Annotated in this window: 23 protein-coding genes; 17 read left to right on the forward strand and 6 right to left on the reverse strand. The window is 56.0% G+C overall.

What is annotated here, in order from left to right; all coding sequences use genetic code 11:
- Window positions 1–55: 55 nt before the first annotated feature.
- The 5 genes from FCN45_RS19600 to FCN45_RS19615 all read left to right on the forward strand — a co-directional run bounded on the left by FCN45_RS19600 (window position 56) and on the right by FCN45_RS19615 (window position 4241).
- A complete protein-coding gene (locus FCN45_RS19600) occupies window positions 56–265 on the forward strand; it encodes a hypothetical protein (protein ID WP_101761453.1) in 210 nt (69 codons plus the stop codon).
- Between the two features lie 138 nt (window positions 266–403).
- Window positions 404–754, forward strand: coding sequence for an A24 family peptidase (locus FCN45_RS23900; protein ID WP_371419609.1), 351 nt, complete (start codon window positions 404–406; stop codon window positions 752–754).
- Complete coding sequence (locus FCN45_RS23905) at window positions 739–1170, forward strand: A24 family peptidase (RefSeq protein WP_371419610.1); 432 nt, start codon at window positions 739–741, stop codon at window positions 1168–1170. Before FCN45_RS23900 ends, FCN45_RS23905 begins: the two co-directional genes overlap by 16 nt.
- 206 nt (window positions 1171–1376) lie before the next feature.
- Entirely contained in the window at window positions 1377–2762 is a 1386-nt protein-coding gene (locus FCN45_RS19610; RefSeq protein WP_110866938.1) for a diaminobutyrate--2-oxoglutarate transaminase, read from the forward strand.
- Window positions 2763–2774: 12 nt separating this feature from the next.
- Window positions 2775–4241: an aspartate aminotransferase family protein gene (locus FCN45_RS19615; RefSeq protein WP_110866939.1), complete on the forward strand. Its 1467-nt coding sequence runs from the start codon at window positions 2775–2777 to the stop codon at window positions 4239–4241.
- A 37-nt stretch (window positions 4242–4278) separates the two neighbouring features.
- Here the strand turns inward: FCN45_RS19615 and FCN45_RS19620 are convergent, their stop codons facing one another.
- On the reverse strand, window positions 4279–5205 hold the full coding sequence (locus FCN45_RS19620) for a LysR family transcriptional regulator (protein WP_137386924.1): 927 nt from the start codon (window positions 5203–5205) through the stop codon (window positions 4279–4281).
- 97 nt (window positions 5206–5302) lie between these two features.
- Between FCN45_RS19620 and FCN45_RS19625 the strand changes: the two genes are divergently transcribed.
- Window positions 5303–6166 carry an aldo/keto reductase family oxidoreductase gene (locus FCN45_RS19625; RefSeq protein ID WP_137386925.1) on the forward strand — a complete coding sequence of 288 codons (864 nt, stop codon included), beginning with the start codon at window positions 5303–5305 and terminating at the stop codon, window positions 6164–6166.
- An 88-nt stretch (window positions 6167–6254) separates the two neighbouring features.
- On the opposite strand, the gene FCN45_RS19630 is transcribed toward FCN45_RS19625, so the two are convergent.
- Window positions 6255–7739, reverse strand: a complete 1485-nt coding sequence (locus tag FCN45_RS19630) for a PLP-dependent aminotransferase family protein (protein ID WP_210421290.1) — start codon at window positions 7737–7739, stop codon at window positions 6255–6257.
- A gap of 109 nt (window positions 7740–7848) precedes the next feature.
- Here FCN45_RS19630 and gabT point away from each other — a divergent pair, with 109 nt between their 5' ends.
- Both gabT and gabP read left to right on the forward strand, forming a co-directional pair.
- Window positions 7849–9111: a 4-aminobutyrate--2-oxoglutarate transaminase gene (gabT, locus tag FCN45_RS19635; protein ID WP_137386926.1), complete on the forward strand. Its 1263-nt coding sequence runs from the start codon at window positions 7849–7851 to the stop codon at window positions 9109–9111.
- 94 nt (window positions 9112–9205) lie between these two features.
- Window positions 9206–10600: a GABA permease gene (gabP, locus tag FCN45_RS19640; RefSeq protein WP_101761447.1), complete on the forward strand. Its 1395-nt coding sequence runs from the start codon at window positions 9206–9208 to the stop codon at window positions 10598–10600.
- A gap of 32 nt (window positions 10601–10632) precedes the next feature.
- Here the strand turns inward: gabP and FCN45_RS19645 are convergent, their stop codons facing one another.
- Complete coding sequence (locus FCN45_RS19645) at window positions 10633–10959, reverse strand: hypothetical protein (RefSeq protein WP_101761446.1); 327 nt, start codon at window positions 10957–10959, stop codon at window positions 10633–10635.
- Window positions 10960–11135: 176 nt separating this feature from the next.
- On the opposite strand from FCN45_RS19645, the gene FCN45_RS19650 reads away from it, so the two are divergent.
- Complete coding sequence (locus FCN45_RS19650; RefSeq protein ID WP_371419618.1) at window positions 11136–12473, forward strand: glycoside hydrolase family 10 protein; 1338 nt, start codon at window positions 11136–11138, stop codon at window positions 12471–12473.
- A gap of 33 nt (window positions 12474–12506) precedes the next feature.
- Here the strand turns inward: FCN45_RS19650 and FCN45_RS19655 are convergent, their stop codons facing one another.
- A complete protein-coding gene (locus FCN45_RS19655) occupies window positions 12507–13427 on the reverse strand; it encodes a LysR family transcriptional regulator (RefSeq protein WP_137386927.1) in 921 nt (306 codons plus the stop codon).
- A gap of 143 nt (window positions 13428–13570) precedes the next feature.
- Here FCN45_RS19655 and FCN45_RS19660 point away from each other — a divergent pair, with 143 nt between their 5' ends.
- Genes FCN45_RS19660 through FCN45_RS19695 form a run of 8 tightly spaced genes read left to right on the forward strand, consistent with a single transcriptional unit; the run spans window position 13571 to window position 21103 of the window.
- Complete coding sequence (locus FCN45_RS19660; protein WP_137386928.1) at window positions 13571–14518, forward strand: PDR/VanB family oxidoreductase; 948 nt, start codon at window positions 13571–13573, stop codon at window positions 14516–14518.
- Window positions 14515–15714, forward strand: a complete 1200-nt coding sequence (locus tag FCN45_RS19665) for an amidohydrolase family protein (protein ID WP_137386929.1) — start codon at window positions 14515–14517, stop codon at window positions 15712–15714. The genes FCN45_RS19660 and FCN45_RS19665 overlap by 4 nt, the downstream gene beginning before the upstream one ends.
- Window positions 15704–16159 carry a RidA family protein gene (locus tag FCN45_RS19670; RefSeq protein WP_101761775.1) on the forward strand — a complete coding sequence of 152 codons (456 nt, stop codon included), beginning with the start codon at window positions 15704–15706 and terminating at the stop codon, window positions 16157–16159. The genes FCN45_RS19665 and FCN45_RS19670 overlap by 11 nt, the downstream gene beginning before the upstream one ends.
- Before the next feature lie 14 nt (window positions 16160–16173).
- Window positions 16174–17052, forward strand: coding sequence for a creatininase family protein (locus FCN45_RS19675; protein ID WP_137386930.1), 879 nt, complete (start codon window positions 16174–16176; stop codon window positions 17050–17052).
- Window positions 17053–17061: 9 nt separating this feature from the next.
- Window positions 17062–18033 carry an ABC transporter substrate-binding protein gene (locus FCN45_RS19680; RefSeq protein ID WP_137386931.1) on the forward strand — a complete coding sequence of 324 codons (972 nt, stop codon included), beginning with the start codon at window positions 17062–17064 and terminating at the stop codon, window positions 18031–18033.
- On the forward strand, window positions 18030–18863 hold the full coding sequence (locus tag FCN45_RS19685) for an ABC transporter ATP-binding protein (protein ID WP_137386932.1): 834 nt from the start codon (window positions 18030–18032) through the stop codon (window positions 18861–18863). The genes FCN45_RS19680 and FCN45_RS19685 overlap by 4 nt, the downstream gene beginning before the upstream one ends.
- Window positions 18860–19660 carry an ABC transporter permease gene (locus FCN45_RS19690; RefSeq protein ID WP_137386933.1) on the forward strand — a complete coding sequence of 267 codons (801 nt, stop codon included), beginning with the start codon at window positions 18860–18862 and terminating at the stop codon, window positions 19658–19660. Before FCN45_RS19685 ends, FCN45_RS19690 begins: the two co-directional genes overlap by 4 nt.
- 54 nt (window positions 19661–19714) lie before the next feature.
- A complete protein-coding gene (locus FCN45_RS19695; RefSeq protein WP_137386934.1) occupies window positions 19715–21103 on the forward strand; it encodes an FAD-binding oxidoreductase in 1389 nt (462 codons plus the stop codon).
- Between the two features lie 55 nt (window positions 21104–21158).
- Here FCN45_RS19695 and FCN45_RS19700 read toward each other — a convergent pair whose 3' ends face one another.
- Both FCN45_RS19700 and FCN45_RS19705 read right to left on the reverse strand, forming a co-directional pair.
- On the reverse strand, window positions 21159–23015 hold the full coding sequence (locus tag FCN45_RS19700; RefSeq protein WP_137386935.1) for a hypothetical protein: 1857 nt from the start codon (window positions 23013–23015) through the stop codon (window positions 21159–21161).
- A 320-nt stretch (window positions 23016–23335) separates the two neighbouring features.
- A complete protein-coding gene (locus tag FCN45_RS19705; RefSeq protein WP_137387427.1) occupies window positions 23336–25315 on the reverse strand; it encodes an autotransporter outer membrane beta-barrel domain-containing protein in 1980 nt (659 codons plus the stop codon).
- Window positions 25316–25530 lie beyond the last annotated feature (215 nt).

The following is a 25530-nucleotide window of genomic DNA, read 5'->3' on the forward strand; positions in this document are numbered from 1 at the left end:
GTTTTGACCCTATACTAAGTCAGGATATGTCTTATAACGTCTGGAGGATAATGCGATGAGTACGGCTACTGACAGACTTTCTCAGGCAGCGCTGCGCCGCCACCATATTGGGGTGAAAACCAAAGGATTGCGCTATCGCGGCGATCTATATGTGTTCCGCTATAACGCCGGCCACTACGATGTGTTCCTTAATAACGACCGCGTAATGTCATTGAATACCAGCAATGTTCAGGAAGCGATTCAGCTGTTCAAGCAGCAAGCTTAATCTTCTCCTCTCCATTTCTGGAGCCCGCTCTGCAATCCCGATGTATGCCGCTGTAACGCCCTTTTACCTCTCGCACCTATCCTCGCTTCGGCGTAAAGTCCTGGCAACGACAAGCCTGGATGGCGCGAGGTATGAGTAATGGAATACGTATATGGCTTAATTAGTGGCCTATTAGGATTGGCCGTAGGCAGCTTTCTTAACGTGGTGATCTCGCGGTTGCCATTGCAAATAGTGCACCCGAACACTCCGCTAAATGTGTGTTGTCCGCCCTCTCACTGCCACCAATGCACCACCGCGCTGCGCTGGCGCGACAACATTCCGCTCATAAGTTGGTTACTGTTACGCGGTAAATGCCGTTATTGCCATTGTAAAATCAGCGGGCGTTATCCACAGGTGGAGATAATTACCGCGCTTCTGACGCTGCTGCTTATCTGGCTGATGCCAGTCAATATGCAATTGCTGGCGCGCTCATATTGTTCTGGGCGTTAACGGTATTAGCCTTTATTGACCTCGAACATCTGCTTTTACCGGATGTGATTACGCTGCCCTTGCTGTGGATTGCGCTGCTGTTTAAAGCGATGGGATGGCTACCCGGCTCATTACAAGAAGCGGTATGGGGATCCATAGCGGGATATTGCTTGTTGTGGGCGCTATCAATTTTATATCAATGGATTAGAGGGATTGAGGGATTAGGGATGGGCGATGCAAAACTGCTGGCTGCAATCGGCGCCTGGTTGGGCTGGTCGCTTTTACCTTGGGTGCTTTTATTGGCTTCGGGCGGCGCTATTTTATGTGTTTTGATTTCCAGAGTTAGCGGGCAGCGCGAGCTCAATCACGTCATCGCCTTTGGTCCGTGGATCGCCTTAGCGGCTATAAGTCTCTTTATTCATTCGATTATTTTTTAACCACCCCAACTGAGGTGCGAAATTAAGTGGCCAATTTCTGGCCAACGCCCTGATTCATATATGGAAAGAGTAAACAAATCTAAACAAAATTAATCATTGTGATGTAGGTCAAAAGGCTCTATATTGGCCGCGTTTTTTCACAGCTGTTACTTTTTTGTTCAATTAGTCAATTGGCGAGCCTTACGTGCCCCGGTTGAAGGAGAGATATGATGACGGATAAAGTCCGTATTGATAGTTTTGGTGCCAATGCATTCAACGGAAATAACGACGCATTCTTAGCCCGTCAGGCTGAGTTTGAATCTAACGTCAGGAGTTACCCGCGCAAACTGCCTTTAGCTATCGCTAAAGCCCATGGCGTGTGGATCACAGATGTTGAGAATAAACAATATCTTGACTGTCTGGCTGGCGCAGGGACGCTGGCACTGGGTCACAACCATCCTGATGTTCTCCAGAGCATTCAAAATGTCATTACCAGCGGCTTGCCGTTACATACTCTTGATCTGACTACTCCACTGAAAGATCAGTTCTCTGAGTCTCTGCTCTCGCTGCTGCCAGGCCAGGGTAAAGATTATTGCCTGCAGTTCACCGGCCCTTCGGGTGCCGATGCGGTTGAAGCCGCGCTGAAACTGGCGAAGAAAGCCACTGGCCGTAGCGGCGTGATCAGCTTCTCTGGCGGTTATCACGGTATGACGCACGGCGCGCTGTCCGTCACCGGTAACCTGGCACCGAAAGAAGCGGTTGATGGCATGATGCCAGAAGTGCAGTTCATGCCTTATCCGCATCAGTATCGTTGCCCGCTGGGTATCGGTGGTGAAGCTGGCGTGAAAGCGCTGACCTATTATTTCGACAACCTGATCAACGACGTGGAAAGCGGCGTGCGTAAGCCTGCAGCAGTAATCCTCGAAGCCGTTCAGGGCGAAGGCGGCGTGAACCCAGCTCCCGCTGAGTGGCTGCAGCGCATCCGTAAAGTGACGCAGGAACACGGCATTCTGTTGATCCTCGACGAAGTTCAGGCTGGCTTTGCCCGTACCGGCAAATTCTTCGCCTTCGAACACGCCGGCATCGAGCCAGACATCATCGTGATGTCTAAAGCTGTGGGCGGCGGTCTGCCACTGGCTGTGCTGGGCATCAAAAAGCAGTTCGACGTTTGGTCACCGGGTCATCACACCGGCACCTTCCGTGGCAACCAGCTGGCGATGGCTACCGGCCTGACCACGCTGAAAATCCTCAAAGAGCAGGATATTGCAGGCAAAGTGGCCGCGCAGGGTGAATGGCTGAAACAGCAGCTGGCCGCGATGCAGAAACGCTTCCCGGTAATTGGTCACGTTCGTGGTCTCGGCATGATGATCGGTATTGAGATCGTTAAACCGAACGAAGCGGCCGATCACATGGGCAGCTTCCCGGCTGACGGCGAACTCTCTGCGCTGCTGCAGAAGAAGTGCTTCGAAGCAGGTCTGATTCTGGAGCGCGGTGGCCGTCATGGCGCAGTTCTGCGTCTGCTGCCTTCACTGCTGATCACCAACGATGAGCTGGCGATTTTCCTGGATAAATTTGAGCAGGCGCTGATTGGCGCTGGCGTCAAACCTGTTTGATTGGAAGAGTAAATGTCTGAAGTAAACCCGATTCTGGCCGCCTCTGCACAAAGCATTGAGGCGTACCAGCAGGCGATTGCCCAGAGCAGCGCCGCGGTTGTGCAGTGGCTGCAACAGCCTGAGATGTATCAAGGCAAAAGCGTTGCCGAACTGCGCGAGCGTATCACGCTCGACTTCAATCCAAACGGCCTGGGTAACCAGGCCGCGATTGAACGCGCGATTGAATATTTCCTGAAAGACAGTCTTTCAGTGCATCACCCACAATGTGTAGCGCATCTGCACTGCCCGAGTCTGGTGGTAAGTCAGGCGGCAGAAGTCCTGATCAACGCCACCAATCAGAGTATGGATTCGTGGGATCAGAGCCCTTCTGCCACCATCATTGAGATCAAACTGATCGAATGGCTGCGTGCGCAAGTGGGTTACCCTGCTGGCGACGCCGGTGTGTTCACCAGCGGCGGCACCCAGAGCAACCTGATGGGTCTGATGCTGGCGCGCGACGCCTTCTATCAGCGCCAGGGTCACTCGGTGCAGCAGCACGGGATCACTGGCGATCTGCGTAAGATCAAAGTGCTGTGTTCTGAAAACGCGCACTTCTCCGTACAGAAGAACATGGCGCTGCTTGGCCATGGCTACCAATCTGTGGTGCAGGTGAAGTCTGATGAGTTCGCCCGTATGGACGTGTCAGACCTGAAAGCCAAACTGGCGCAGGCCGACGCTAACGGCGAACAGATCCTGGCGATCGTGGCGACCGCCGGTACCACCGATGCCGGTGCTATCGATCCGCTGCGTGAAATTGCCGGCATTGCTGCCGAGCGCAACATTTGGGTACACGTTGATGCAGCATGGGGCGGCGCGCTGCTGCTGTCCGAGAAGTATCGCGACTACCTCGATGGCCTGGAGCGGGTGGATTCCGTCACTTTGGACTTCCATAAACAGTATTTCCAGACCATCAGCTGCGGTGCGTTCCTGCTGAAAGATGAGCGTCATTACGAGCTGATGCGTTATCAGGCGGCTTACCTGAACTCTGAGTTTGACGAAGAGGCCGGCGTACCGAATCTGGTATCGAAATCACTGCAGACCACGCGTCGTTTCGATGCGCTGAAACTGTGGATGGGCCTGGAAGCGCTGGGTCAGAAACAGTATGCGGCGATCATCGATCACGGTGTGACGCTGGCGCAGGAAGTGGCGAAGTTTGTCACCTCTGAACCACGTCTGGAGCTGGTAATGCAGCCTCAGCTGGCTAGCGTGCTGTTCCGCTATCGTCCAGAGCAACTGACCGATACTGCTCAGATTGCGCTGTTCAACCAGCGTATCGGCGATGCGCTGCTGGATTCAGGCCGCGCCAACGTAGGTGTGACCGAGAATCAGGGCGTAACCTGCCTGAAGCTGACCTTGCTGAACCCAACCGTCACGCTGGAAGATGTTAAACTCCTGCTGGCGCTGGTTGAGAAAACCGCGAATCAGCTGCTAAACGCATAATTACCTGTGATGCGAATAAGCCGATAACTGGCAACGGTTATCGGCTTTTTTTCGCTTCTGCACCTGAATTCAGTTCGCGCACATAATCCAGAAACGCCTGTAGCGGCGCCGGAATCAACCGGCGATCGTTGTAATAGAGCCAAAGGCCAGAGAAGCTTTGCCACCAATCCGGCAGAATCGGCTGCAGGCTGCCATCACTCAGCGCCAGTCTAATCCAATCCTCAAATAAGTAGACCACGCCGCAGCCAGCGATTGCCGCTTCTACCGTCAAGTCCATCGCCGCGCCGATACTGCAAATCAGCGGACCTTTCGGCTGCAAGCGCACGGTTTCCTCGCCGCAGGTAAATTCCCATTCGGCAATAACGCCAGTCGCATAGCGTCCGTGTAAACAGCGATGCTGCACTAAGTCGCGCGGATGCTGTGGTTTACCGAATTGCGCCAGATACGCGGGAGATGCCGCCAGGGCAAAGCGCTGGGTGCGCGGACCGATTGGCAGCGCCACCATGTCTTGCTCCAGATGATCGTCATAACGAATGCCGGCATCACAACTATCGCGGAACACATCCTGCACATTACTTTCCGCCACCACTTCCAGCTGGATATCGGGATAGCGCTTTAGAAATCCCGGCACAATCGCCGGTAACACAATGCGCGCGGCGCTCACCGGCACGTTTAAGCGCAAGGTGCCGCCCGGCGTATCGCGGAACGTGTTCAACGCATCCAGCGCCGCATCCACTTCGTTCATCGCCGGAAGCAGGCGCGACATCAGCGCCCTGCCGGCTTCAGTTAACGCCACGGTGCGCGTGGTGCGATTAAACAACCGTACGCCAAGTTGCTCTTCGGCACGCCGCACCGCATCACTTAAGCGCGACGGATTACTGCCGGTTATGCGCGCCGCCTCGCGAAACCCGCCTGCTTTGGCCACCGCCACCACCGCGTGCAGCAAGGCAATATCTAATGCCATTGTTCGCTACCTCGTACACTGTGTCCTGATTTGTACGGATAGTCGCACAGCGTTTTGGCGATTACAATCTAACCACACACTGACGAAGGAGCTTTCCATGTCTCATCCAGCATTGACTTACACCCTTGGCGACCGCCAGGTTGCACGACTCGGTTACGGTGCCATGCAGTTAGCCGGTCCCGGCGTGTTTGGTCCGCCGAAAGATGAAGCGCGTGCTTTACAGGTGCTGCGCGATGCGGTCGCAGCAGGCGTGAATCACATTGATACCAGCGACTTCTACGGTCCGCACATTACCAATCAGCTGATCAAAAAAGCGTTACATCCTTACGCCGACGATCTGGTTATCGTCACCAAAGTGGGCGCGCGCCGCAACGATAAAGGCGGCTGGTTACCGGCATTCACGCCAGAAGCGCTAACGCAAGCGGTGGAGGATAACCTGCGCAACCTTGGGCTTGATGTGATGGAAGTGGTCAATCTGCGTTCGATGCTGGACGTGCACGGACCGAAAGAGGGTTCGCTGGAGCCGCAGGTTGAAGCGATGATCAAGCTAAAAGAGCGCGGGCTGGTTCGACACATTGGTCTGAGCAATGTGACGGCTAAACAGGTGGCCGATGCCCAGGCGATGACGCCGATCGCCTGCGTGCAAAATCTCTATAATCTGGCCAATCGTCAGGATGAGGCGCTGCTCGACCAGCTGGCAGCGCAAGGCATTCCTTATGTGCCGTTTTTCCCACTCGGCGGATTTTCACCGCTGCAATCGGATCAGCTGAGCGAGGTAGCGAATGAGCTCAATGCTACGCCGCTGCAGGTGGCGCTGGCGTGGCTGCTGCAGCGTTCGCCTAATATTCTGCTGATTCCGGGAACGTCATCGCCGGAGCACCTGAAGCAGAACCTGGCGAGTAGCGAAGTGACACTTACGCCAGAAATTGTGCAGCGGCTAAATACAATCGGCCAGCGATAGAGCACCCTTCGTAGCGGCGCCATTTATTGCGCGTGTTTTGCCCATATACATTGCGCAACAAGTTGCGCCGCTACGGATTATTCACTGTTTAAATGATTTTTGCCTCGACCAGACAACCTTTGAGAATACCAAACGCATCCTGACACTGCCGCTCATCGACGCAGGCAAAACCCAACAACAAGCCGCGCCGCTCCTGCGGATGCATATAATATTGCGACAACGGCCGCACCTTAACGCCGCGCCGTAGCGCCAGCGCGGCGACCGCCACATCGTCGCAGCCGGTTGGCAAATTCATTACCAGGTGCAATCCCGCCTCATGATTCACTACCGGCAGAAAATCGGCGCCCACATAACGCTCAATCAGGCTCACCATAAAGCGCCGCCGCTGGCTGTAGAGCTTGCGCATGCGGCGAATGTGCGACATGTAATGCCCTTTTTGGATGAACTCTGCCAGCGCGCGCTGCACCAGCAAATGCCCGCCGCGATAGAGTTCCGCCGCCGCCACACGCAGCGGCTGCGCCAGCGCTTTTGGCACCACCAGATAACCGAGACGCAGCGCCGGATAGAGCGTCTTGCTAAAAGTGCCCATATAAATCACCGGCGCATCCGGCTCAAAGCCCTGCAACGACGGGAACGGCTGGCCGGAGAAACGAAACTCGCTGTCGTAATCATCTTCCACCAGCCAGGTTTTGTGTTTGCGCGCCAGATCGAGCAGCTGCTTGCGCCGCTCCAGGCTGAGATGCACGCCCAGCGGATATTGATGTGACGGTGTCACGAAAATCATCTTCGGTGCGCGACTGCGCGGCGGCAAATCGGGGATCAATCCCTGCTCATCCACCGCAATGGCATTGATTTTCAGTCCGTTGATGCGTAGCAGATTGCGCGTCCCCCAATAACCAGGCTCTTCGATCCACACCAGATCGCCGGGATCGCACAACACGCGCGAAACCAAATCCACCGCCTGATGAATCCCTTCAGTGATGATGATTTGGTCGGCATCAGCGCGTACCGAACGCGCCACGCTCAGGTACTCCGCCAGCGCAGCACGCAGCTGTGCACAGCCGCCATTGCTGCTGTAGATCAGCCGTTCAATATCCGGTTCACGGTTTAGACGCGCCTGAATCTGGCTGAAGAGTTTATGCGGGAACTGCGTGACATCCGGCGCGCCAGGCACAAAAGCGCCCCACTGATATGGCGAGGCATTGGCATGGCCGAGCAGCGAAGCGCCGCGTTTGGAAATCGCCGCCGGTTTCGCGGTTAACGTTTCGATCGGCGCCACGTTGCGCGGCGTGTTCAGCGATCCCTCCGGCAAATTTTCTGCAATCCATGTTCCGCTGCCGGTACGCGCCGTTACGTAGCCTTGTGCCATCAAATTCTCATACACGTTCAACACCGTGTTGCGCGACACCGACAGCTCGCGAGCCAAATCGCGCGTGGCGGGCAAGCGCGTGGCGCGCGGGAAAATGCCTTCTGCGATAGCGGCTTGCATACAGCTCAGCAAACGCTGCTGCAACGTCCCTTCCGGCATAAACTGCATGCGCTCTAATACATGATCGGCGTACAAACTTCGCAATTGGCTCCCCTCTTTTCACTGAAAGTGGCTCTGGCAAGATAACTCAGCGCAGGCATAAATAAGCGTGTTTGTCGTGATTTGTAAAGACGCTTATCGCTAAGGAAAGGTTATGGAAGGTAAAAACAGCCAGTTGCAGCAACGTAAAGATGATGCCCTGCCACGCGGCACCGGCAATCTTTGTCAGTGGTATGTAGAGCACGCGGAGAACGCCACGCTGCGCGATGGTGAAGGCAACAGCTGGATCGACTTCGCTGGCGGCATCGCGGTGCTGAACACCGGGCATCGCCATCCGCGCATCGTGCAGGCGATTGCCGATCAGTTAGAGAAATTTACCCATACCGCATTCCAGGTGACGCCGTATGAGAGCTATGTGGCGCTGGCGGAACGCCTCAACCGCGTGGTGCCGATTGCCGGTAAAGCCAAAACTGCGTTCTTCTCCACCGGCGCTGAAGCGGTAGAAAACGCGGTAAAAGTGGCGCGTGCGGCGACGCGTCGTCACGGCATCATCACCTTCGGCAACGCCTTCCACGGTCGTACTTTCATGACAATGGCAATGACTGGCAAAGTGGCCCCTTACAAACGCGACTTCGGTCCGATGCCCGCGTCGGTGTGGCACGCGCGCTATCCCAACAGCGTTACCGGCATCAGCGTTGATGATGCGCTGGCCAGCTTGCAGGATATTTTCACGCAGGACATCGCGCCACAGGATGTTGCGGCCATCGTGCTGGAGCCAATTCAGGGCGAAGGCGGCTTCCACGTCGCGCCGCCTGAATTCTTCAACCGCCTGCGGTCGCTGGCCGATGAGCACGGCATTTTGCTGATTGCCGATGAAGTACAAACCGGCTTTGCCCGCACCGGCAAATTGTTCGCGATGGATCACTATACGGTGAAACCGGATCTCATCACCATGGCGAAAAGCCTCGCGGGTGGCATGCCGTTATCGGCGGTCAGCGGCCGGGCCGAGATTATGGATGCGCCGGGTCCAGGCGGCTTGGGTGGCACCTACGCTGGCAATCCGCTGGCAATTGCCGCGGCGCATGCGGTGCTGGAAGTGATAGCCGACGAGAAGCTGTGCGAACGTGCGCAACAACTCGGTACTCAGTTAACCGATTTCCTGCACAGCGCACGCAGCCAGTGTTCCTCCATCACCGACATTCGCGGCCTTGGCTCGATGATTGCGGTGGAGTTCGCCAGCGCGCAAACCGCGCAAACCATCCAGCAACACGCGATGGCGCGTGGGCTGCTGCTGCTTACTTGTGGCCCGCAGGGCAATGTCATCCGCTTCCTCTATCCGCTCACCATTCCTGATGCGCAGTTCGGCCAGGCGCTGGAGATCCTCAGCAATGTGCTGAGTCAACACGCCGATTCGTAACAATCTACCCAGCTCGCGCGGCGGGCTGGGCTTCTCACCTGTTGTAACCCGGCTGCGCGTCGCGCGGCCTGAGAGACGCTTTGGAGAAACATTGATGAGTTCACAGAATGCCGATGTACTGGCGCAAGGCTTGAAGCCGCGCCATGTACGGATGTTATCGATTGGCGGCGTAATTGGTGCCGGATTGTTTGTTGGCTCTGGTCATGCGATCGCCGAAGCCGGTCCGGCGGTACTGCTGGCCTACATCGCCGCGGGCGCGTTGGTGGTGCTGATTATGCGCATGCTGGCAGAAATGGCGGTGGCGTCACCGGATTCCGGCTCTTTCTCCACCTACGCCGACAAATCGCTGGGCCGCTGGGCCGGCTTCACCATCGGTTGGCTTTATTGGTGGTTCTGGGTGTTAGTGATCCCGCTGGAAGCCAATGCCGCTGGCACCATTCTGCATTCGTGGTTTCCGCAGGTTCCGGTGTGGGAATACACGCTGGCGATCACCACGTTCCTGACCATCAGCAACCTATTCAGCGTCAAAAACTATGGCGAGTTTGAATTCTGGTTCGCCCTGCTGAAAGTGGTGGCGATTGTGGCGTTCCTCTGCGCGGGAAGTTTAGCGGTATTCGGTTTGATGCCGGGCAGCAGCACGCAGGGGATCTCACATCTGTATGACACGCAAGGCTTTATGCCTAACGGCATCGGCGCGGTGCTGGCGGCGATCCTCACGACCATGTTCTCTTTTATGGGCACCGAGATTGTCACCATTGCCGCCGCCGAATCGCGCGAGCCGAAGAAACAAATCACCCAGGCCACCAACTCGGTGATCTGGCGCATCGCGCTGTTCTATCTGCTGTCGATCTTCATCGTGGTAGCGCTGGTGCCGTGGAATACGCCGTCGCTGATGAAAGCCGGTTCTTATCAGACAGCGATGCAGATGATGAACGTGCCTTACGCTAAGCAGATCGTTGATGTGGTGGTGTTGATTGCGGTGTGTAGCTGTCTCAATTCTGCGCTGTATACCGCATCGCGCATGATCTATTCGCTTTCACGTCGTGAAGATGCGCCTGCCGTCGCGTCGCGCACTACACGCAGCGGCACGCCGTGGGTAGCGGTGTTGCTCTCCACGGCGGCGGCCTTCCTCGCGGTGATCGCTAACTATCTGGCGCCGAGCGCAGTATTTGAGTTCCTGCTCGCCAGTTCCGGCGCCATCGCGTTGCTGGTGTATCTGGTGATCGCCGCTTCTCATCTGGTGCTGCGTAAAAAGCGCGAAGCGCGCGGTGAAATCCTCAGCTATCGCATGTGGCTGTTCCCTGGCCTGACGTGGGCGACGATGGTGTTCATCGTTGGCGTGTTGGTTGCCATGCTTTTCAACCAACAACACCGTCCAGAGATTATCGCCACCGGCCTGTTGACGCTGGGTGTCGTCGCCGCCAGCCGTATTGTGCATCGCAAACGCGTGGCGCGGAAAAACGAGGAGATGGTGGCGTTACGTTCGTAACGCATAACTTCCAGGCAAGGATGCCGCGGAACTTAGTCGTACTGCACGTCGATGCTGATGGCTTCTTCCTGCACGTTGAGGTTTATCGCGCATTTACGCCACACCGGCAGACCGTTGGTCATGTTGTTATCCACGAAGTACTGCTGAAAATCTTTCAGCGCCTCCGAGAGATCGCCTATCGCGCGCGCATCGGGTTCAAACCAATCCGGTTCACCGTTTTCATCGATGTAATCGAACTGAAACTGCCCGCCATCATCGTCCGCAAACAGTTCAGCCTGAACGATCAATTCCCGCGCACCTTGCGGGCCACAGCTAAAGATGATCTGGCCGATACGGCGATAAAGGTCTTCGTATTGCATAGGTTTTGGGTTCCTCAAATAAATTTACTGCGTGCAATTCATTGCGACGCTACAAAATCCCGTACTTATCAGTAGCGGCGCGATTCATCGTGCAAACCATGACACCATTATTGACTTTAGTTCGCATGATAAGAGAATGAGGCTCTTCGAACAGAAAGTTGCAAAAAAGAGAGTTTATCATAGCCTGTTCACATCGTTTTCCCTGGGTTAACACCTATAAAAAATCCGCTGCGCTGGTCGCCATTGCTGTCGCCCTCTCACTGGCCAGTTGCTCCTCGCCGCCACCGAAATCGCTGGTCACGCCGTTGCCGACGGTCACCAAACCGCCAATGCCGACTAAACCAGCGCTGAGCAAAGAACCGGTACGCGGCGTGTGGCTCACCACCGTTTCACGCCTCGACTGGCCGCCAATCAATTCCGTGAATGCCAGCCCGGCCAACCGCATCCACCAGCAGCAACAGGCGTTGACCGATAAGCTAGATAAACTGAAAAGCCTCGGCATCAATACGGTATTTTTCCAGGTAAAGCCGGATGGCACCGCGCTGTGGCGCTCCAGCATCTTGCCGTGGTCAGATATGCTCACCGGCAGGATTGGTGAAGATCCCGGCTACGATCCGCTGAAATTTATGCTGGATGAGGCGCACAAACGCGGCATGAAGGTGCACGCGTGGTTCAACCCATATCGCGTCTCGACCAACGTCAAACCTTCCACGGTTAACGCGCTGAATAATACGCTTGCGCTGCAACCGGCCAGCGTATTTGTGCTGCATCGCGACTGGATCCGCACCGCCAGCGACCGCTTCGTGCTCGATCCCGGCATCCCCGCCGCGCGCGACTGGATCACCAGCATCGTTGCGGAAGTGGTGTCGCACTATCCGATCGACGGCGTGCAGTTCGATGACTATTTCTATACCGAAACGCCCGGTTCAACCCTCAACGACAGCGCCACGTTCCGCCAATATGGTCAGGGTTTTGCATCGAAAGCTGACTGGCGGCGCAACAACACGCTGCTATTAATTGAGCAGGTGTCGCGCACCATCAAGCAACTGAACCCGAACGTAGAATTTGGCGTCAGCCCGGCAGGCGTGTGGCGCAATCTGTCGCATGATGCGGCGGGCTCCGACACGCGCGGCGCGGCCGCCTACGACGAAGCCTACGCCGATACGCGTCGCTGGGTGCAAATGGGACTGCTGGATTACATCGCGCCGCAGCTTTACTGGCCGTTTGCGCGCCAGGCCGCCCGTTACGACGTGTTAGCCCACTGGTGGGCGGACGTGGTGAAGCCAACGCATACGCGGCTCTATATCGGTGTGGCACTGTATAAAATCGGCGAAGCGTCGAAAAGCGAACCTGACTGGACGGTGAATAACGGCGTGCCGGAGTTAAAAAAGCAACTCGATCTCAACGAGTCGCTACCGCAAATTAACGGCACCATTTTGTTCCGCGAAAATTACCTTAATCAGCCACAAACCCAGGATGCGGTGAATTATTTGCGCAGCCGTTGGGCCGATTAACATTATCGTAAGGTCGCCATTCAAGGCGACCGATTACGCCAGCAACTCCTCACTCTGCATCAGTGCAAAAAACGACTCCAGCTCGCGCAGCATCATCGAAGCGGCAATCGAAAGCTGGCGCTGCGGCGCAACACACAGCGACAAGGTAAATGGCTTCAGCACCGTATCGATCAGCGGAATAAACTTCAGTTCACCGCGCCGATACTCATCAACGATATCCAGCCAGCACATCAGGCTTATCCCCACATCATCACGCACCAATGAACGCAGCATATGAATGTTATTGGTGCACGCCACTTCGTTGATCTTAATGCCCGAGCTGTTGATCAGCGCCTCCAGCGGATCGGCCAGCATTAGCGGCGCGGCGGGCACGATAAATGGCCAGGATTCGCAGTGGCTGAAACGGATCGATTCCAGATTGGCCAGCGGATGTTGACTGCTCACCACAATACCCAGACGTAAATCGGCAAACGACTTCACCAGCAACTCGCGCGAACTTTGCGGATTAAGCATGATGCCGAAATCCGCATCGCCCGAGGTCAGCGCATTGGCGATGTGGATGTTGCTCATGGTGGTCAGCGTGAAGGAGATGCCGGGATAGTCGCTGCGAATGCGCTGCAAAATCGATGAAAAAAAGCCGCGATTAATCGCATCAATGGTGGCGATATGCACATGACCGTGACGTAATCCGCGCAAATCATCCAGCTGCGTGCAGACGCGACCAAAATCCCGCTGCCAGTTTTTCGCCGCATTCAGCAGGATCTCACCCGCTGCGGTCATACGTAATCCTGATGGATGGCGCTCAAATAGCGGCATGTCCAGCTTTTCCTCCACGCGCAGAATCTGCCGATCAATTGAGGATGCCGAGACGTGCAGCACCTCAGAAGCCTTGCGCAGCGAACCCTGGCGGGCCACCTCAGTGAAATAGAGCAGAAATCGGGAGAAGGCGAACATAAGAGGTGCTCTCTTTTTTGCAACGCATCATGCGAATTAAACAGATGGACGCTTACACATGGGCAAAATAATAATCGCTGCCATGATTAAAACAAGGGTTTGCGCGGCCTCCCAGCCGACGACATCCCTGCTCAGGCAGATAGATGATGAAATCCACTCCTCTCACCGTCACCGTCATCGCAAAGCAGTTCAACGGTGCAGGCAATGTGTTACTGACGCTGGCGAATCGCAGCGGGCAGCCGCTGCCTGCTTTCACGCCCGGCGCGCACATCGATGTCATTATTCCTGACTGCGGTAAACGCCAGTATTCACTCTGCTCTGCGCCAGCCGATCATTATGAAATCTGCGTACGTCTGGATGAGTGTTCAACCGGCGGATCGCGTTGGCTGCATCAGCAGTTAACCACCGGCGATAAGCTAGAGATATCCGCGCCACGTAACCACTTTCCGCTGCCGCACGCGTCGCGCACGCTGCTGTTTGCCGCCGGCATCGGCCTGACGCCGCTGTTGGTGATGGCCGAAGCACTGGCGGCGCGTCAGGCGAATTTCACCCTGCACCTTTACCTGAAACACGCCGACCAACTCGCTTTCAGCCAACGTCTGTGCAATCTCGGCACGCGCGTGGTCATTCACTACAGCAGCGAAGGCGACAGCCTGCGCCAGCGCGTTCCCGAAGAACTCACCCAGCCAGACAACGCTGCGCTGGTGTTCTGCGGCCCGGCGGGTTTTATGCATCATCTGCAGCAGCTGGCGTTGCAACATGGCTGGGACGAAGCACAGCTGCACAGCGAGCGCTTCCAATCCACATCTTCGCTGATGGCTGGCGCTGCCTTCGACGTGCAGCTCGCCTCCTCCGGCGCACGCTTTGCCGTGGGCGAGCAACAAACCATCGCTGAAGTACTTGAAGATGCAGGGATTGAGATTGAACTCTCCTGCGAACAAGGCATGTGCGGCGCCTGCATCACCGGCGTGTTGGCGGGCGAGCCGGATCACCGTGATGATGTGCTGAGCCAGCAAGAGCGTGCGGCCAACGATTGCATCGTGCTGTGCTGTTCACGTGCGCGTTCACCTTTATTGGTACTGGATCTATGAGCGGCTATCCGGGTGCGACCGGCGCACGTTTACCCCGCTGGCTGCTGCCAGAAAACTGGCCTGAAGCCAACAATCAACCGCAGCTGGCGACCTTACATTTCCACGCCGCGGGCCTGCAATTCGAACCCGACCATGCAGCAGCACCCGCTGATTATCTGCCGCTTCACGGCGCGCTGGTGCTGCCCGCGTTTATCGAACCGCACGCGCATCTGGATAAAACCTTCACTATTCAACGCAGCCCGGCGCAACAGCCCGGTTTGCTGGCCGCGATTGCTGCCATGCATCAGGACCGCGCGCACTGGAACACAGCAGATCTGCAGCAGCGCGCTACGCAGGCGCTGCGCTGGGCGGTAGAAGCTGGCGTCGGTTTGCTGCGCACCCACATCGACTGGTTCTCCGTTGATGCACCATTAGCGTGGCAAGTGATTGGCGATCTGCACCATCCGCTGTGCAGCATTGAGCGCGTGGCCCTCGCGCCACTCACCTTCTTTGCCGACGCCAGCGATGCGCAGCATATTGCCGCGCAGGTGGCGACCAGCGGTCCCGGCACGCTGTTGGGCGGCTTTATTCACAGCAGCAACTGGGATGCGCAGGCGTTTCAGCATCTGATGGAAGCCGCCGAATTGTGGCAGCTGGATATTGATCTGCATATTGATGAAGAACTTAACGTCGAGGCGCAGGGATTGCGCTGGCTGGCGCACTATTTGCAGCAGCATCCATTTAGCGGCGCGATCACCTGCAGCCACAGCTGCGCGCTGGCGCAGCAGGACGATGCGCAACAGATTCTTGCCTTACTGGCGCAACACAATGTGACGTTGATTGCGCTGCCGCTCACCAACCTGCTGTTACAGGACGCGGTGCCCGGCCGCACGCCGCGTCTGCGCGGTTTAACGCTGGTAAAAGAGGCGCAGGCGCTGGGCATTCCGCTGCTGCTAGGCGCGGACAACGTGCAGGACGCGTTCTGTCCGTTTGGCAGTTACGACCCGCTCGATACGCTGTTTAGCGGTTTGCTGAGCCTGCAACTGGGCGCGGCGTTTGATCAGGCTTCCGCGCTGATCTGCCAACGCCACGAGCTGCAGGCCAATGATTTGGTGATTTTTCCGCATGCCGATGTGGCGAGCTGGCCGTTGCGTCAACGTCAGCGCTATCGGCTGAAAAGGGGTGTGCGTTATGGAGAAACAACAGATGGCGCTTGATGCAGGAGCGGGAAAACCGCTGGCGAAATATGCCGCGTGGCGACGCGCGGGCGACTTCATCTTTCTCTCCGGCATTATTCCGGTGAACCCACAAACTGCCACCATTGTGCGCGGCTACGACGACATTCCCGCAGCGGCGCAACAGCTGCTTGGCCGCACCGGCGAATTCTCCACCGATATTAAAGAGGGGCCGATTCTGGCGCAGAGCTGGTACGTGCTGGAGAGCATCCGCACCACCATCGAAAGCGCCGGCGGACAGATGAGCGATGTCTTCAAACTGGTGCAGTACTTCCGCAATCTCGACCATTTTCCCCACTACAGCCGGGTGCGTAAGCAATTTTTTCCCGATGCGCCGCCGGTTTCTACCGTGGTGCAGGTGAGCGAGATGCTGCCGAGTCCGGACGTCTTAATTGAAGTTGAAGCCACGGCGTGGTTGCCGCAATAACACGAGGAGTTGAAATGTTGCATGGTTATATTCCGGCAAACCGCTTTTTGCCGTACCTGAGCTGGACCGACATCGCCACGCTGGAAAATAAAGCCAACACCGTGATCGTGTTGCCGACCGGCGCGATTGAGCAGCACGGCCCGCATTTGCCGTGCGCGGTGGATAGCGTGATCGCCTCCGGCGTGGTCGGCCATGCGCTGGCGCGCTTACCGGCGGAAATCCCGGCTTACGCCATTCCGCCGATCACCTATGGCAAATCGGATGAGCATCTGCATTTTCCCGGCACGCTAACGCTGACCGGCGAAACCCTGCTGCACACCATTCTGGAGATTGGCGAATCACTCTATCGCGCCGGTTTCCTCAAGTTCCTGATGGTTAACGGCCACGGCGGCCAGCCGCAGCCGTTGCAGATGGCGGCGCGCGAGCTGCGTCTGCGCCACGGCGACATGATCATCATCATGCAAGACACCTTTAAAGTGCCGAACTGCGCGGAAAGCTTTATGGACGACAAAGAGCGGCAGATGGCGATGCACGCGGGACATGCCGAAACCGCGCTGATGCTGGCGCTGGCGCCCGATACCGTGCAGATGGATAAAGCGGTGGCTAATTATCCGCCGGCATTCCCCTGCCCGACGCTTTCGACCAACAAGCCGATGGCGGCGTGGGCCTCCTACGATTTCGGCCCGAGCGGCGTGATTGGCGATCCTCTGCCCTCCACGCCCGAGCAAGGTGCAGCCATTCTCGATTCACTGGCAGAAAGCTGGGCGCAGGTGATTACCGAAGTGCACCAGATGACATGGGTAACCCGCGCCGAACCGGCGTGGGGCACCGGCCAGTGGCAAGGCAAAGTATTAGATCACCACGACGCAGCCGCCTTTTTACCACCTCGCTAGGGAATAATGATGAAAAAGACATTGAGCACTGTTGCCGCGCTTGCGCTGGCACTCTCGGCCCCGAGCATGGCGGCGGAGAAATTCACCTTTATGACCAACTGGTATGCGCAGGCCGAACACGGCGGCTTCTATCAGGCGCAGGCGCAGAATCTCTATCGCGATGCCGGCCTCGACGTCACCATCAAGATGGGCGGTCCGCAGGTGCATACCATGCAGCTGATGGCGGCCGGTCAGGCCGACTGCATTATCAGCGATAACATGCAGGCGCTGGAAATCTGGCAGCAAGGCGTGCAGGCGATGCCGGTTGCCACCACCTTCCAGCACTCGGCGATTGCCTTTCTCACCCATCCGGATGTGAAAAACCAGGCCGATTTGCAGGGCAAAACCTTCCTGCTGGCGGCGGAAGCCTACACCTCATATTGGCCGTGGGCGCAGAGCGCGCTGAAGCTGAAAAATGCCCGCGTGCGTCCTTACACCTTCAGCATTCAGCCGTTCCTGGCCGATAAAAATCTGGTGCAGCAAGGCTATATCACCTCCGAACCGTTTGCGGTGCAAAAAGCCAATGCGCAGGCCAATGTTTACCCGATCAGCGATTGGGGCTATCCGCCATACGGCAACAGCATCGTGTGCATGAAATCGACCATTGAGAAACGGCCGGCTGCGGTGGCGGCGTTTGTGAAAGCGTCGATGCAGGGCTGGAAAAACTATCTGCAAGATCCTGCCGCTGGCAACGTGCTGATCAAGAAAGAGAACCCGCAGATGAGCGATGAACAGATCGCTTTCGGCATTGCGCAGATGAAGAAATACCAGATGCTGACCGGCGGCGATGCGCAAACCGGCGGCATCGGCATCATGACCGAAGCGCGTCTCAAGCAAACCTGGCAGCTACTGGTCGATACCAAGCTGATCGATGCGGCCAAAGTACCGTTTGACGGCAGCTACACGCTGAAATTTATCCAAGACGTCAAGGTTCTGCCATGAATAGCGCCAGCCATCTAACGCTGCTGCATCCCGATGCGCAAGCGGTGCCGCGTTCTGCGGCGCCACCGGCGATTGAGGTGCTTTCAGCGGAGAAAATTTATCCCAACGGTACGCGCGCACTGCTGCCGGTCGATCTCACCATTCGTCAGGGCGAATTTGTCTCGCTGCTCGGCCCGTCCGGCTGCGGCAAAAGCACCTTGCTGAAAATGATCGCCGGGCTGATTGAGCCCACCGATGGCAAATTAATGCTGTTTCGTCGCGATCGGCGCGAAAATCAGCGCGAGCTGCCGCTGTCGTTTGTGTTTCAGGAAGCGACGCTAATGCCGTGGAGCAACGTGCACAAAAACGTGCGTCTGCCGCTAGATTTGGCAGGCGTGCCGCGTGCCGAAGCGGACACCCGCGTGCGCGAAATCCTCGAACTGGTCGACCTCGGCCAGTTTGGTCACGTATTGCCGCGCGAGCTTTCCGGCGGCATGCAGATGCGCGTGTCGATAGCGCGCGGCCTGGTCACGCGCCCGAAGGTGCTGCTGATGGATGAGCCGTTTGGCGCGCTGGACGAGATCACCCGCAACAAGCTGGACAGCGATCTGCTGGATTTGTGGCAAGAGCAAAAGCTGACGGTGGTGTTTGTCACCCACTCAATTCAGGAAGCGGTGTTTCTGTCGCAGCGGGTGATTATGATGGCGGCGCGCCCCGGGCGCGTGGTAGATGACATCCGCATTGAAACCACGTTACCGCGCGACGATGAGTTTCGCGTCAGCCAGGATTTCACGCATTATGCGCAAAAGCTGCAACGCGGCCTGCTGGCGGCGAGCAAGGAGAGTCAATGATGAAACCGTTAGCAAGCCATCGGCAATTTCAGCAGTGGCTGTTTCCCGCCATCGTCGCGGTCGCCATGCTGCTGCTGTGGCAGTTTCTGGTCACCGCCTTCAAGGTGCCGGTGTTTCTGGTGCCGTCGCCGCTAGTGGTGGCGCAAAGTCTGGTGCAGAACTTCCCGACGCTGTTTATGTCATTGCTCTACACCCTGAAAATCACCGTGATTTCCTTTGCGGTGGCGATTGTGATTGGTTCGATTGTGGCGTTTCTGCTGGTGCAAAATCGTTTTATTGAGACCGCCCTTTTTCCCTATATCGTGTTCTTGCAGGTGACGCCGATTGTCGCTATCGCGCCGCTGATCATCATCTGGGTGAAAGACACCACGTTGTCGCTGGTGGTGTGCGCCACCTTAATGGCGGTGTTTCCAATAATTTCCAATACCACGCAAGGTCTGCGCAGCGTGTCACCAGGATTGCTGAGCTATTTCCGCCTCAATCATGCGTCGCGCATGCAGATTCTGCTGCGCCTGCGTATTCCTTCAGCGCTGCCGTACTTCTTTGGCGCGCTGCGCATCTCCAGCGGTTTGTCGCTGATTGGTGCGGTGGTGGCAGAGTTTGTCGCTGGCACCGGCGGCACCGATACCGGGCTGGCGTACCAGATTTTGCAGGCCGGTTATCAGCTCAATATCCCGCTGATGTTTGCCGCGCTGCTGCTGATTTCACTGGCAGGCTTCCTGCTGTTCGCGCTGATGTCGTGGCTAACGCGCCGCGTGCTGGCGGCATGGCATGAGAGTGAATTGAGCCCCAGTTAAGAAACACGCATGCGCCGTAGCGGCGCAATAACCCTTTTCACACAGGAAATAAACATGTCTGATTCCGATCGCCAGTCTGCACTGGCGGCGCTGGTCGCGGCGTTGCCTGAACTCGACTGGATTAAAGAAGCGCCGAAGGTCAAACGTCTGTCGCGCGATTTTCACTGGTTCAGTCCGGTCTTGAAACCGCAGCTGGAAGCGAAGTTTGCCGAGCTGGCGGTGCGTCCGCGTGATGAGCAGGAGCTGGCACTGATCGTGGCAGCCTGCGCCAAACAGCGCGTGCCACTCAATTTGCGCGGTGGCGGCACCGGTAATTACGGTCAGTTGATTCCGCTGCACGGTGGCGTGATGGTTGATATGACGCGCCTCAACGCGGTGACCGCCGTCGGCCACGGCACGGTGCGTGCGCAGGCGGGCATTCGCCTTGGCGACCTCGAATCGCATACGCGTCCACTTGGCTGGGAGCTGCGCTGCATGCCCTCCACCTGGAAACTGGCGACGCTCGGCGGCCTGTTTGGCGGCGGATTTGGCGGCGTAGGTTCGATTAATTACGGTCCGCTGGCCGCGCCAGGCAACGTGTTGTCGGTGCGCCTGATGACCATGGAAGAGACACCGCGCATTATCACCCTGCAAGCGCCGGATGCGCTGCTATTGCATCACGCGTACGGCAGCAATGGCATCGTGCTGGAGATTGAACTGGCGCTGGCACCGCGCCACGACTGGATCGAACGTCTCGACACTTTCAACGACTTCCCTACGGCGATGGCCTTTGCCGATGCGCTGGCCCGTTCGCCGGGCATGGTGAAGCGCCAAATCGCCGTGTTCGCGGCGCCGGTGCTTGATTACTTCAGCGATCTGGCCGATGCCGATGTGGCGGGCAAACATGGGGTGATTTCCGTGGTGGGCAGCGAAAGCGACGGGCTGTTACCTGCGCTACTGAGCCAGCATGCGGGCCGCAATGCGCTGCATTTTGCCGCAGGGGAAAATAGCGGCCATTCGCTGATTGAATATTGCTGGAATCACACCACGCTGCAGGCGCTGAAAATCGATAAGACGCTAACTTACCTGCAAACTGCTTACACGACGGATAACTATTTGCAGCAGGCGTTAACGCTGGAAGCGCAATTATCCTATGAGGTGATGTCGCACATTGAATTCTTACGCGATATGAACGGCAGCATTACCTGTAGCGGTTTACCGTTGGTGCGTTATCAGGACGAAGATCGCCTTAACGCGATTATGGCTACTTACCGCACGAATGGCGTGAAAATTAATAATCCACATGTGATTCATATTGAAGATGGCAAACAGGGCATGGTGCGTGCTGATGTGGTGGCGATGAAACGCGCCTGTGATCCCCACAATTTATTAAATCCCGGCAAATTGCGCGGCTGGGAAGTACGCGATACGTTACCGGATGTGCATATCCCTGGCGTCAATTAACCACGTAGATTTTATTATTGTCGAGCCAGCAACCTCGATTGCTGGCTCGATAAAATTAATAGGGATCGGTAGCACTGTGCAATTCAATACTGCGCTCCGTTCCATTGACTCGAACTTTTAAGAACCGACGCGTTCTCCATGTTCCATCGGGATTTTGCACGCTCTTTTCGAACACCGGACCATGCAATAACAACTCTTTATTGTCGTTGTACCCAAAGCCAACTTGTTTATTACCAATCCAGTGCTGTTCAAAGGCAACAACTTTCTCCGCATCCAGTCTGGTGCTCTCTTCCGCGCTACAGGCCGTGAAACTTTTACGGAAAATAAAGCAATTTCCAGCCTGGTATCGGTCTTTGCCATTGGTATCGACTAGCGCAATGGAATAGGCGGTAAAGCCCGCAATTTTCACATAGAGTTTGGTTCGGGCACCATTACCCGAAATATGCACTTTGGTCACCGGACTGGAACCTTCGCCGTACCAGCTGCCAATAGAATCTGCACCATTTCTTGCCTGCAGATAGATATTTGCCACGCCTTCCGGCGTACGGCTACTAAAGTCAGTTTGGGTTGCACTTTGTGAGAGGAATTGTGCGGTGCCAATAATTCGCACATGTATTTGCGAGTTGGCATTAGAGAAGGCGAATTCCCCGACATAAAACCACTGTTCAGCCTCCTTCCCCTGATTATCCATGTGATATTGCGAGGAGATATAGTCATAGCTCAATGAACCTTGCGCAACGATTCCCCAATCCGACATCTCCAGTACGCCACGATCGCCTTCACCGATAAGCGTCCACGGCTCAATACCTTCGGTACTGTAATCGAATCCGGCACTTTGGTTGTGAATACTTTTTTGAATTATAGTGGCGCGGCAATAACCCAGTTTTAATGGGTTATCGGTGGATTCAATCGCTAATCCCTCAATCACCCACTGGCCATTGGAAAGATCACCGGCAAATTCGGAGTGTTCAATCCAGCCGTTGCGAATAAAGGATTGCGTACAGCGCGGTAAATCCAGCACCGGCTTTTTGGTGCCGCCCTGCAAATTAAAATTGGAGAGTTCAATTGCCGTAGAGTGATCCCAGGCGCCTTGTTGGCGATCGGACCAACGAGCATAAACAATGCTGTCCTGACAACCACGGGAATAGAACTGGTCGATTTTACAATCCAGCGTATCGATAAGATCAAGCGCACGTCCGCCCAAATAGCGGAATTCCATACTGCTGACGCGCAAGAACTGGCCGCCGATAATGGTGTTGGCATAGAAACCGACATTATTGAACGCCGTGCCGCCATCACCACCGCTGTCCGAACTCTTGCCCTTCACAACCAGCCCAGAAATTTCGGCATAGCGTGCCTGCACTTTAAAGAAATGCTGACCACGAGGTTTGGTATCCCAGTTAAAAAACAACGTCGTCGTTGGGAAATAACCGAAATTGACCGCCGCACCGGTAACCTTAAAACGGTTAATTTCTTTATCTGAGATATCAAACGTCGACATACTAAATTCGCCCGCAGTAAAACGTATCCCTGCTGATGGCAACACGCGCTGCGACCAGTCAAACATGCGTTTTACCGCTGCGATGCAGTCGGTTTTCCCGTCAGGCACCGCGCCAAAATCCAGCACGGTGACCGAGTTATAATCCAGTATCACCCTTTTCCAGCGTTTATTTCCCCCAGTCACAATCACCAACCCACCATCGTCTGGCGATGTGGTATCTGTTGCGTCATAAACAAATACGCCGCCGCCAGCTTTCGTTCCGCGCTTATATTCCAGCACCGTAGCAAGTTCACCGCCGGTTGTGGGTTCGGTGGCTTTGAGCTGTTCGATATCTATGACCTGAATAACCGGTGCCGCCGCCGTGACAGTATTTTGTGGTGTGGCATTCGTATTGCTGGACGCATTCGCCATGGTGTACCCCTTAACCATTAAGAGAAAGTAACTGCACCATCGAGTATAAGTAACTGAAAATTAATGTGTTGATGCGTACCACGCTAACTGGGGCATTTGACTTATGTGATTTTTGCATGGCCAGACAACAATATGATTAATGGAAAAAAGCGTAGCGGCAGCGAGGCGATTTACAGATTAATCGCAGACAACTTCTTTATTTACATGGTACGAAATAGAAGAGAAAACGCGGAAATACAAGGTTGATTGCTAAGCAGAGAAAGCATTTGTGATCGTTATAAATTAACAGGCCAGCAACTAACAGTTACTGGCCTGCATGCTTAGAACGTGGCGTTGACACCGACATTCCAGGTCACCTGATGGTAATCGCTATTCCCACCGACGGTTGAAACCCCGGCAAACGCATTCACCGTTTCGCCGAGCGGCACGTTGGCACCTAGCGACAGATCCAGCCAGTTTTTATCGCGCGCCTCAACGCTGCGTTCAAACGAAGTACGCGTCGATTTCAATCCGGCACGCACCGTGGAATCGGTATCGCCAAACTGATGGTTGTAGCTCACCTGTGCCCAGGGATTAACCACCCACTGTTTGCTGTCGATGCGCCAACCCACTGAGCCAATCTGTGAATGGGTGGTTTGATCGGAGTAGCGCATCGCGGTGCTGCTATCACTGTTCTCGCTGTAGCCGCCGACGCGACCGTAATCCAGCGCGTAACTGGCGACCGGTCCGGTGCTGAGATTTTCAGTAATTGGCAGCGTCCAGCCGCTTTGCACACGCATGCCGAGCAATTTACCGCTGGTGCTACCCTGCTCGGTACGTTTGGCCGGGCCGATGTGGATGTCACGCTCGATGCTGTCGAAATCGAGATCGGCATAATGCAGATCGGCGTTAATCCAGCCCTGATCGAACACCGTCAGCTGGCTGTAAAGCGCCACCAGATTGCCGCGCAGTTTGTAGTCGTAGTTCGACGAAGGTTCCTGGCGCTGATTGGTGTTGGAAAACAGCACACCCGTTTGCCAGTTGTCGGTGATCTGATAGCCGATACCCAGCGTTAAGTTGGTGGTGTTGGCATTTCCGTCGCTCCAGCTGTCGCCCTGATAATCGACATGTTGCCCGGCATAGCCGCCAAATACCGTGAACTTTCCGGCGCTGGCGGGCTGTTGACGCTGCTGCTGCAAATGTCCATCCAGCGTGTTTTGCGTATCACGCGCCATCATCAGTGGCGATTGTGATAACGCCGCCACCTGCGCTGGCGCATCCAGAATCGACTGGATGTAATCGGCAATCATCGCATGCACCGCTGGGCTCGGGTGCAGACGGTCGGCAAACAGATAATCCTGCGCCGTGGAGAAGCCCGGCGTGCTGGATTGACACTCATCCGCTGAGGTGCCAATAGGACAAGCGATGCCGATGGTGTTGGTTAAGCCATATTGGGTTGGATTGGCGATCACTTCATCGAACAGCCCGGCGATATCCACGCGCACAATATTGCCATTCAAGGTCGCCAGCCCCGCTTCTTCCTGCTGGTTATAACCGTCGGAGAGCGCCGTGACCTGCTCGCTTAGCTCCTGCCATGCGTTATAAAGCTGTTGCGCCAGCGCGTCACGCACCGCTGGAACCGACGAAACTTCACCTGCCGCTTGCGTGAAGGCATCCTGCACCGCTTGCTGTCGCGCGGCTTTATCTGGCGTGGTCACGCCATCCAGTGACTGAAACGCCGCCACCATCGCTGGTGTGGCTTCACTTCCCAGCACGCGCAGCACGGTTTGAATCATATAGGGCGTTGAGCCGAGCTGCGGCACGGTGGGCACAATCACCGCGCCCGCGCCGGCATCCAGCAGGGTTTTAATTTGCGCAACCGATTGATTGGCGCTGTTGCTGATGGTTTCACTGGCGGTTAAGGGATTGGTGACGGCAATGGCGATGTCATTGGCACCGACCCAATGAATATACAAACCGTTGCTATCCGCGCGACCGCCGGTTGAAGCGAGATAACCCGCCAGCTGATCCTGGGTGTTTAAATCAGGATCGAGCTTGGGTACCGATACCGCGCCACCCTGCGCATAATTGCTGCCGCCTAACGTTGAGCGCTGTAAATCCTCCCCCAAATGCGCGGCAAGAATCTCATCATATAAAGGATGTTGTGCACCGTCGAAGGTAAAGCGGCCTACGTTGCCGCTATCACTCAGGCTATCGCCAAACACGGTCAGGCTGTCCCATGCCAGCGCAGGTGCGGGCGTCAATAACGCAGTGAGTGTGGCGGTGGCGACGGCAGAAAGCGCAGATTTGTGGTTGTTCATCATCAACTCCGTGATGGGCCAGAGATGCAGCGTCTGACCGGCAAAAGGTAAGGTCCGCGCATCAAGCGAACCCGCAACATCGCATCAGGAATGCGTAAAGAAAATATCAAGGACGTTTAACTGTTTAGTCAGGAAGGGGGCGTTATGCCAGTTTGCAGCGGCAAATAAACTCAAGTTTATTAACAGCCCTTTTACATGCATTTAAATTAAACCTT

Origin of the sequence: Pantoea sp. SO10 (genome assembly GCF_005281435.1) — a bacterium.
Classification (GTDB): Bacteria; Pseudomonadota; Gammaproteobacteria; order Enterobacterales; family Enterobacteriaceae; genus Pantoea; species Pantoea leporis.